The organism is Haloferax sp. ATB1 (assembly GCF_000730175.1).
On record NZ_JPES01000021.1, the window covers coordinates 20,930 to 30,249 of the forward strand.

Annotated in this window: 6 protein-coding genes and 2 pseudogenes; 5 read left to right on the forward strand and 3 right to left on the reverse strand. The window is 44.7% G+C overall.

Annotation, left to right across the window (positions count from 1 at the left end; genetic code table 11):
- The first annotated feature begins 131 nt into the window (after nucleotides 1-131).
- Both ATB1_RS20175 and ATB1_RS20180 read left to right on the forward strand, forming a co-directional pair.
- Nucleotides 132-1,073: a glycosyltransferase family 2 protein gene (locus tag ATB1_RS20175; protein WP_082256253.1), complete on the forward strand. Its 942-nt coding sequence runs from the start codon at nucleotides 132-134 to the stop codon at nucleotides 1,071-1,073.
- Nucleotides 1,045-2,169 carry a glycosyltransferase gene (locus ATB1_RS20180; protein ID WP_082256254.1) on the forward strand — a complete coding sequence of 375 codons (1,125 nt, stop codon included), beginning with the start codon at nucleotides 1,045-1,047 and terminating at the stop codon, nucleotides 2,167-2,169. The genes ATB1_RS20175 and ATB1_RS20180 overlap by 29 nt, the downstream gene beginning before the upstream one ends.
- Before the next feature lie 68 nt (nucleotides 2,170-2,237).
- On the opposite strand, the gene ATB1_RS21310 is transcribed toward ATB1_RS20180, so the two are convergent.
- Nucleotides 2,238-3,818, reverse strand: coding sequence for a hypothetical protein (locus ATB1_RS21310; RefSeq protein WP_128081370.1), 1,581 nt, complete (start codon nucleotides 3,816-3,818; stop codon nucleotides 2,238-2,240).
- A 584-nt stretch (nucleotides 3,819-4,402) separates the two neighbouring features.
- Here ATB1_RS21310 and ATB1_RS03635 point away from each other — a divergent pair.
- Together ATB1_RS03635 and ATB1_RS20185 are read left to right on the forward strand one after the other, a co-directional pair.
- Entirely contained in the window at nucleotides 4,403-5,224 is an 822-nt protein-coding gene (locus ATB1_RS03635; RefSeq protein ID WP_042662308.1) for an IS5 family transposase, read from the forward strand.
- Between the two features lie 381 nt (nucleotides 5,225-5,605).
- Nucleotides 5,606-6,602 (forward strand): annotated as a pseudogene (locus tag ATB1_RS20185) (IS630 family transposase).
- Nucleotides 6,603-6,615: 13 nt separating this feature from the next.
- Here the strand turns inward: ATB1_RS20185 and ATB1_RS20190 are convergent.
- On the reverse strand, nucleotides 6,616-7,662 hold the full coding sequence (locus tag ATB1_RS20190; RefSeq protein ID WP_082256255.1) for a glycosyltransferase family 4 protein: 1,047 nt from the start codon (nucleotides 7,660-7,662) through the stop codon (nucleotides 6,616-6,618).
- Between the two features lie 42 nt (nucleotides 7,663-7,704).
- Nucleotides 7,705-8,438, reverse strand: a pseudogene (locus ATB1_RS20195) (IS6 family transposase).
- A gap of 145 nt (nucleotides 8,439-8,583) precedes the next feature.
- Here ATB1_RS20195 and ATB1_RS20200 point away from each other — a divergent pair.
- Nucleotides 8,584-9,228 carry an AAA family ATPase gene (locus ATB1_RS20200; protein WP_042662311.1) on the forward strand — a complete coding sequence of 215 codons (645 nt, stop codon included), beginning with the start codon at nucleotides 8,584-8,586 and terminating at the stop codon, nucleotides 9,226-9,228.
- Nucleotides 9,229-9,320: the final 92 nt, after the last annotated feature.

The window sequence follows — 9,320 nt, forward strand, 5'->3', positions numbered from 1 at the left end:
AGATTAGTTAGTATTAAGGGTTATTTTTCTTTTGGTCTCTTCGCAATTCAATTCTTTCCCGAAGTTTATTGAGGCCCATCGACTAGTTTTATCTCAGCCATCCAAATACCAACAAAGCGAAAAGTTAGACCATGAACGACTCTCAAATTGGCGTCATTATAGTTAATTGGAATAATTATGAGGACACGAGCGAGTGTATCGAATCATTACAGAACCAAGACGCACAAACAACAATATATCTGATTGATAATGGTTCCACTGATGGTTCGATTGACAAGATTGAGCGAGAGTTCAATGATATAGAAATAATCAAAAATCGTACAAACCGGGGGTTTGCGACTGCAGTTAATCAGGGGTTAGATGCCGCTCATCAAGATAACGCTTCATACTTTTTCTTAGCTAATAGTGATATTAAACTACAAGATCCAAACTCACTCAGTGAACTTGTTGGAACCTGTAAACAAGATGGTTTTGGAATTGTGAGCGCACGTGTAGTTAAGCCTGGAGGAGATGAGATCTGGTTTGAGCAAGGGAAGATCAATTGGTTTACTGGCGGGTCAGCACATGTGTGTGACGCTGGAATCCTGAAAACAGGTGTTATGAGGTCCAACAATATAGACTGTGGAGAAATCACAGCATCAAACGATTATGTACCCCTCTGCTCGGCATTAATTGATCAATCAGTCTATCAATCAGTTGGTCATTTGCCAGAAGACTATTTTTTATATTATGAGGATGTTGACTACTGTACAAAAGTGAGAGAGGCCGGATTCGAAATAGTAACAGATCTAAATGTGAATGTGATTCATAAGGAATCCGCCAGCTCAGGTGGGCGGACTTCACCCACTGCGTCATATTATACTTCTCGAAACCACCAGATATTTTTGCGTAATTATTGGGGAGAAATCAATCATATTATGTCTATATTATTTTACATCTGGTGGATGTCTTTATTATCGGGGTATAGAATAGTTAATCAAGAATGGGAATCGGTCATAGCACTCTGGGAGGGAGTGATCGACGGTATATATAATCGAGAGAACAATGGGAGATATCCAAAAAATGAAGATTAGCCTGATTGCACCTAAGTCAAATGGTAAAGATGGTATTGGAACGTACTGTGAAGAATTAAACCAAGTGTTGGGACGTGAAATCGAAACATCGAGAATCGGGTTCCCTTCTGGTACACAGACTCTTCTTGATTTATTAAGATCTAGTGCTCAAGGAATTACTGATAATTCAAAAATTGTCCATTTACAATACGAATATGGCCTATTCGGTCCAAAAAGCTTGTACTCTTTTATTATAATACCGTTACTTTATCTTGGCACGAGAGTTTATAAAAAGAAATTTATAATCACGCTCCATGAAGTCCTTAACTCAAATTCTGTAGAAGGTTCAAATTACTATCTGAAAAGATATTATCTTGTAGTCTTAAATCACATACTTGTTTATTTCAGTGACCATATTATACTTCTATCTGACGTAGCAGAAGATCGGTTAACTAAATGTACCTCGACTAAATCATATAGTGTATTAACTCATGGGTCCAATGCGCACTCCTCACTCACTGTCTCTAAACAGGAAGCAAAAGTTGAATTAGGATACACTCCAGATGATCCAGTTGTTGTTGAACCTGGGTATATAGAACCAAGGAAGGGGTGTGATATCGTATCAAAAGTTGCGTCGAATCTGCCAGATGTCAGCTTTGTCCTCGCTGGTGGTAAAAAAGAGACCTATTCAGAATACTACAACAATATTTTGGATGAGTCCCCAGATAACCTAGAGATTACAGGTACACTCCCAATGCCAAAGTTCCTTCAGTATATTCGAGCAGCTGATATTGCATTATTACCATATCAGACAGCAGTTCAAGGAGGAATCCGTAACCGAGTGACACAAAGTGGAGTATTTAATCAATGCGCGGCACAGTCTACACCAGTAATTGCGAGTGATAATCAATATTTCAACCAAATAAATAGCGAATTCGGTTGTATTATAACTGTTAACTCATCTGATCCACGTGAGATTGAGAACGAAATAAAATCACTATTAGCAGACCCAGATCGACAGTCCCGACTCGGAGAAAATATATTTGAATATAGTCAATCGAACTCAATGGAAGAGGTAGCAAAAGACCACGTAGAAATATACATGTCCACAGTTTAGTCGGTGATCATAACCGTCGGCCCATGCTTGAAGACACACTATTACTTGGTTCTATTAGATGATTGAGGTTAGTTGCATTGGTTTAATTGCGATACCCAATAGCCGTTTGTGTATATTTTATCACTTGTTTCATTTGATGCTATCTCTCTCCCAATAGTATAGTTAAGATCACATGGATTGACACTATTATATGGATATTTTCCAAGAGTGGAAAAGTAATACATCATGCCACCAGCAGACCCAGATATTGTGTAAGGGTGTTTGCCGTATTCGACAGTAAACAAACTAATTGAGACATCGCCTTCGTTAAATGCCCATTCATCGTGGCTGAGTGGAGACGTGGTTGTCGGATCGATATTGGCCGCTGGCCACGCGATTACGTTCAGCACTATGAAAAGAGCAATTATTATTTTCACCACCATCTCTGGTGAAATATCCTTATATATCAAAATGAATAGGGGGATAATAAATAACCAAGCGAAATTGATGAATCGCCACCCGCTCGCGACAGTATACGTAGTAAATACTGCTAAGACACCGACTGCCAGAGCAGCTGATCCAAATGCCAATATAAATTCCTGATAGTTATTAAACACTTGGCGTTGGCTTACAGCGCGATAGAGTCCGCCAATAATGATCACAGGTGCAAACAACATCACTTTCCAACCTCGCCAATTGAGCTGAAAGACTTGGTAAATTGTTTGTTGACCACTATTTATGATCGATGGGCTCTGAATTTGTGCTTGCTCAGGTGCACTAACTCCAATCAGTTCATGAACTACAGGAGTTAGGCCAAGCGAATATACTTGGTCAAAGACAAGTGTCCAGTAACCACCAACAATCAATACAAATATGAGTAGAACCCAAGGATGGATAATCCACTGATTATTTGGAATTAGTCGGCTCCTTAGTGGTGTTGATCGTACAATTGCTATCAAGAAAGTTGCGGTGACGATGAGTAATGGAATAAGTGCGGACAGATGGTGTGCCAGCACCAACGCAAATGAAAATAGTGTGGCCAATATGATTAGCCGTACCTCATGACGATCGAATGCCTTGAGAAGTATCGTACCAGTGTAAATCGCAAGAGGAAGCCCAATAGTCTCTTTGGCTGCAAATGTGTGAAATTCTATAAGAAACCAGTTGGTCAAAATACCAAGAAGAGCGAAAGAAATATATTGATTAGGAGTAACACGACGCACCCAATAAATAACTGAAAGACCAAATGGGATTAATGCTGCAGTAACACCCAACATAACCCCCCGAAAAAAGCCCGCACCAGTCACCTGGTAGATTGTCGCAAAATATACGTGACTGAGCGGTGTCCCGTACCAAGCACCATCCAGTACCTGTCTCACAAGCAGCACTGATTTAATAGTATCTGCGCCGTAGAGTACACCCCGAAAAAGATTGGACCCTGCTAGCGAGAACAGCGTTGATAAAACGCCAACCGAACGGTGACGAGGGAGAATCAATGTTCCAAGAACGCAGAATGAGATCCCAACACCCCAAGTCAAAGATGCAACTCCTTTTCCAAGATTCGCAATTTGGGAGGCTGAGGACAGAACTGACAGGCAGAGGCCTGCACATATAATTATCACTCCCAATTTCAGCTTATAAGTAATTTTTAGTTGTGGTTGATTAGACATAAATCACCTTACTTGACAGGAGTTAAAACATCCTCTGGATCTTGGAAGATCTTTTTTGACATGTATCTTTGTCAGTAAATTCGCAACATAAATGTTTCGAGAACATCAATGTAAAAGTTCTCGTTGATGAGCAATGTCCGAATGCCGTTTTGCCCTTCTCCTACTACCGTATATTGGTAATTAAGTAATATTCAGACCTACTAATGCTAGTGACTGGGATAATATTTCATGTATTGGCACTGTCTAGTTAAGCCGATTGATTTAATTTCATCCGCGTCAGGTATTCAGTGGGAATTGGTCAATTCGAGAATACCGGACCGACGGATTTCGAACGGTGGACGGGACTCTCCGTATCGAGACAGAGATGCTCAGTGAACAATCGAGTTCGTTACTGAGAGCGACTCACTCAACTAAATTCGCTTAACTAGACAGTGCAGATATCAATCTCGAATTCGATACGTGTCTTCGTGCTTTTCTCGTGGAGGCGAAAACGGAGTGGGAGTTATTTTTTCTGCTCTGTAGGATCGCTAGACTGCGGCGTGGCGACTCCGTTATCTCGGTAGAAAGCGAAGCGACAGATTGGTTTGAGTTCGGAAATCTGCCGCTTCACACGTCTTACGGTCGCTACTGCTAAAACAGTTGTCGAGAACCCAGGCGAAACCGCCGACCCCGTCGGGGGAGGCGGGTTCGCCGAATGGGCGATGCTCACGCTTCATACACTGAGACTTGAGCTTGGGAAGTCTTACCGCCAGACAATCGACTTGCTGAGCGAAATGCCGGGCGTTCTCGAAGAGATTGGCCTCACGCGGTTGCCACACTACACGGTCCTCCGCGATTGGTTTGAGAAGATCACGACGAAGACGTGGCGTGCGTTTCTCCGCGCTTCGGCGGAGAAACGCACTGGCCACGCTGCTATTGACTCGACCGGCTTCGACCGCGACTACCCCTCGCGGTACTACGCCCAGCGGGCGCACTACCGTGTCCGGTCGTTGAAAGTCACCGCTCTCGTGGACGTCGAAACGCTGTACGTCACCGACGTCCACTGCACGACGACAAAGAAACACGACGCCAAGATTGGCCCGCAGGTCGCCCGCCGCAACGCGGGCGACCTGCTCTCGCTAGCCGCTGATCGAGCGTACGACGGCAAATCGTTCCGCGACGAACTCCGCAGCTACGGAGTTCGTATGCTCATCAAGCATCGTATCCACAATCCGCTTGACCTCGCCCACAACGCACGACTGAGTTCGATGCACTACAACCGCCGCTGGATGGTCGAAACCGTCTTCTCAAGCCTCAAGCGCACGCTCGGCGCAGCCGTGCGTGCGCGAAGCTGGCATCTCGAACTCCGTGAAATGGTGCTCAAATGCACCGTCTACAACCTCCGCCGGAGCGTGAGATATCCGTGAAATCCTGCGCCGTGTACCGATCCTACAGAGCAATTCTTTCCAATGTAGAGCGGGTTTGCTTGTACGATGAAGGTAATGCAGTTATCCAGATGTAGTCTGCGCTGGTGTGACTGTAGGACCTTCCAGCGTTTGGAATCTGTTTGTCGATCTTGTTGCCGTCAGCAATAAGACCAGTTACGTAGGTTTTCGCATGATGTTCCTGCCGCGTCAAAAGCACCCCAGCTCGTCAATAGTAGTGCAGGGGAGAACGACGTAATCGCTAGCATGTCGCTATAGGTCGTTGACCTTGATAAACGTACGAAGTCGAGTAATAGACGTGCCCTCACAGGAGTACTATAGTAATCGTTAGAACTTTTTACTCAGAGACTCTTGCAAGAGATAGTGAACCATCTCGACGAGATTTCCGTCGAGGAATTACAAGACACTCTCGACAACGTGGACGGAAAGAAGCCGACACAACGGCTCTTAGCGGCTATCGCGTACAAGAACGGTGTCACGCAGACCGAGCTAGCCGAGTGGTACGGTGTTCAACGCCGGACGATCTACAGCTGGCTCAAGCGACTCGACACCGACGAGTCGCTTGAGCAAGCCGTTTCTGACGATAAACGAACCGGAAGGAAGCGAAAGCTTTCAGAAACACAGCAAATCGAATTTCAAGAGACCGTCCACGAACCTCCTGAAGAAGTTGGGCTCGACGCGCCGGCGTGGACGCCGGCGCTTGCCCAAGAATTTCTCGAGGAAACATGCGTCGAGTATTCAATCCCGAGTTGTCGGCGGTTGCTGAAAGAAGCGGGATTGAGCTATCAGAAACCACGCCGGAAAGCCGCCGAAGCTGATGAAACCGAGCAAGAAGCGTTCTACGAAGAACTCAAAAAAAGCGGCGGGAGATGGACGCCACCGTAGTTTGTATCGACCAAACCAAGAAATCCGTGCAAGTTGAGCCGCGTGCCGCGTGGTTTCCGCGCGGCACGCGGCCCTCCGTCGAACTCTCTGGCCAACGCGACTGGACGTGTCTGCTGGGCGCGATCACCGAGGACGGTGATCGCTTCTTCTCACGATTCGAAGAGTACGTCACCGCTGAACACGCGAAACATTTCATTTTAGCACTATGTAAAGAATTTGAAGATGACTTGCTCGTAGTGCTGGATGGAGCGCCGTATTTCCAGGCGTCGGCCGTCACGGACCTAGCGGCCCGTGACGACCTCGCATTCGTGACGCTACCTTCGTATTCACCGGAGTTGAATCCGGTCGAAGAATGCTGGAGACAGCTGCAAAAGGCTCTTAGCAACCGCTTCTTTGACTCGCTTGATGAGCTAACAACAGCGATCGACACCGCTCTCGACCAACTCTCTGTTCCTAAAGGAGCAATTACTTCTAGTGTCTACTATAGATTAGAGAGATGAGAGAGTTAAGTACAAGTCTTCAGCGTATTGATGTGTCCACATTCGTTTGTTTGATAATGAATCTCTTGCCTTACTACCAAAGTCATCGCGAATTTGTTTATTATCAATAAGTTTGGATAGGTATGCCTGCCACTCCTTTTCACTTGAAGCTAAAAAACCATTTTCATTATGTTCAATAATTTCTGACAAAATTCCGAGTGGGGTCGTGACAACGGGTAATCCAAGACCCATACATTGCACCACCGATGTGAATCCGCCTTTGGCACGTGTATACTCATCATCTATTAAAGGTCTAATTCCAATATCTGCTCTGGCAAGAAACTTCAATTCATTTTCAATTGACCATTCCTTATATTTAACATCATCTCTATCATTTAATGGTCTGATTTCAGGGTGAGGTGATGAAATTACATTTAATTCTAATTGAGGATATTTATCTAACACGCCTTCTAGAACCTTCGACTTTGAATTAAGATGTTGAAGATTAACTCCGTAGCCGATCCATCCAATTCTTATTTTATTATCATCAACCACCATGTCAGCTAATGGATCGTATTCCTCTTTTGGGACTCCAGTTGGGTGAACAACACATTTGTTTGCCAATTGGTCTGCGTAAGATTTTAACAATGGACTTCCAGCAATTACTAACGAAGATTTTGATAATGTATTGTCTAGCTGTCTTACGCGGTCTCGTGGCGTTTTTTTTCCAATGGGGCTTGTATACAACGCATCATCAAAATCAAACACATACTCCGCACCTGTTTTTTTAACTATATCGATTAAGTACCCCGGTAATAAGACTTTTTGAGAATATATGAGGTCGTTTCTCCATGCCTCATAAATCACTCGAGACGCGAATTGTGCTTTTACTACAGCAGATTCTCCAATAGGGGCCTGCAATACTGTATATGACACATTCTTTTTGCTAAGATGAGGAAGTAGATTATGTACTCGATACCGTGTACTTGCACGTTCTACCCCACCAATAGCAATAAATAAGATGTCCATCTTATCACCTAATCGTTCTATACTCATGTTAATGATTCTCTTTTGCTAAGAATGCTACGAAGGTACTGTCTAGTTAGTCGCCTCCTCGACCGGTGTTCGTCCGTCGAGCGCTTGATGCGGTCTTTGAAAGTTGTAGTATTGCACAAATTGTATGAACCACTCGCGGACGCTTCCGTGATTGCCCACCCACGAATTATGGAAGCGGTCGACTCGCATTTTGAGGGTGTGAAACCACTTTTCGATGAGGTTTCGCTCAACGTAGTCCAGCCGACCGCTCAATCCTAATCGAGAGAGGGCAGTCTGATAGCCGTAGCTATCAACCAGAAACACAACATCTGAGAGATCATGTTTCTCGAAAAGCCGATGGAGAAACGCAGCAGTTGGATTGGTACCATGTCGTCCAAACAACTCGACATCGAGAATCAACTTCGTCTCGGTGCCTATTGCAGCGTACAACCAAGACCATTCGCCATTGATTTTGACTAGCGGTCTCGCCGACCGCAACCCGCTTCAGCGTTGCCTCAGGCGGGTTGTGACCGCTGTCAGCCAGTAGATGTGAAAATTGTCAAACATTTTATGAGAGCGTTCAACGCCGAGTAATCGGAGAATTTCTTTTGTCTCTATAAGTGAACAGCCGGTCACGTGGAGCTGGACGGCGAACACCCTGATGGGCGTCCTCAGAACGCTTCGCGTTCTGATGGGCTGCACGAGAACAGAGCTCTCGTGAACGTCGCCGTCCGCTCACGCTCCCCAGTTTCTTCTAAACCCGTCTCAAAGCACTCGCTGAGCAGGTCTGCGAGCATCTTGACCAACTAACTCAACGACCTGCTTGATTCTCAAACTGACTTAACTAGACACCGTCGGTCAAAGTTCTAAGAACTGACTTCTCCAATAGTGGAAATCTGTATGTAAGGAAAAACTAAGTGCGTTCACCACACTCACTTTTCCGTGCAACTGGATAGAATAAGGGTCCAGAATTACAAATGTATAGAAGATTCTGGATGGGTCGATCTGGAGCAGGTAACTTGCTTCGTAGGGAAGAATGAGTCAGGAAAAACCGCTTTTCTACAAGCTATTGAGAAGCTGAACCCAGTAAATTCGAGTGGCAAGTTTGTACCCTTAGAAGAATACCCACGGAAGAGGTACACGAAATACAAAACTCGTCATGAGAATGATCCTGATCCAGTCGTTACAGCAGTATACCATCTCACAGACGGTGAACAAGATCGTATCGAATCTGAATACGAGACGGGAATACTAGATACACCAGAAATAGAAGTCGTTAAGGACTATAAAAACAATTATCACTGGGATTTTTCAGTCAATGATCGAGTTCTAGTCCCTAGTCTAATTGATGATTATGATCTACCAGGGCCTACAGAAAGGTCTTTTGAGGGAATTGAGACGATTGATGAGCTTGAATCAAAACTTGACGAGTCAGAAGCTGAGTCAGAAGAGGTCCATTCTCTAAGGGATCGTGTCAAGAGAATCCAAAACGAAGGGTTGTCAGCTGAGATTGAGACAGGTACTTGTTGGATAAACAACCCAATTTCCTCTACTTCGATGAGTACTCGATCATGGATGGACACGTGAATATTGCACAACTACAAAAGCGAGAGAGTAATAATAACCTGTCAGATTCTGATGAAACATTCTTAGCTCTCCTATCCCTAGCAAATTTAGAT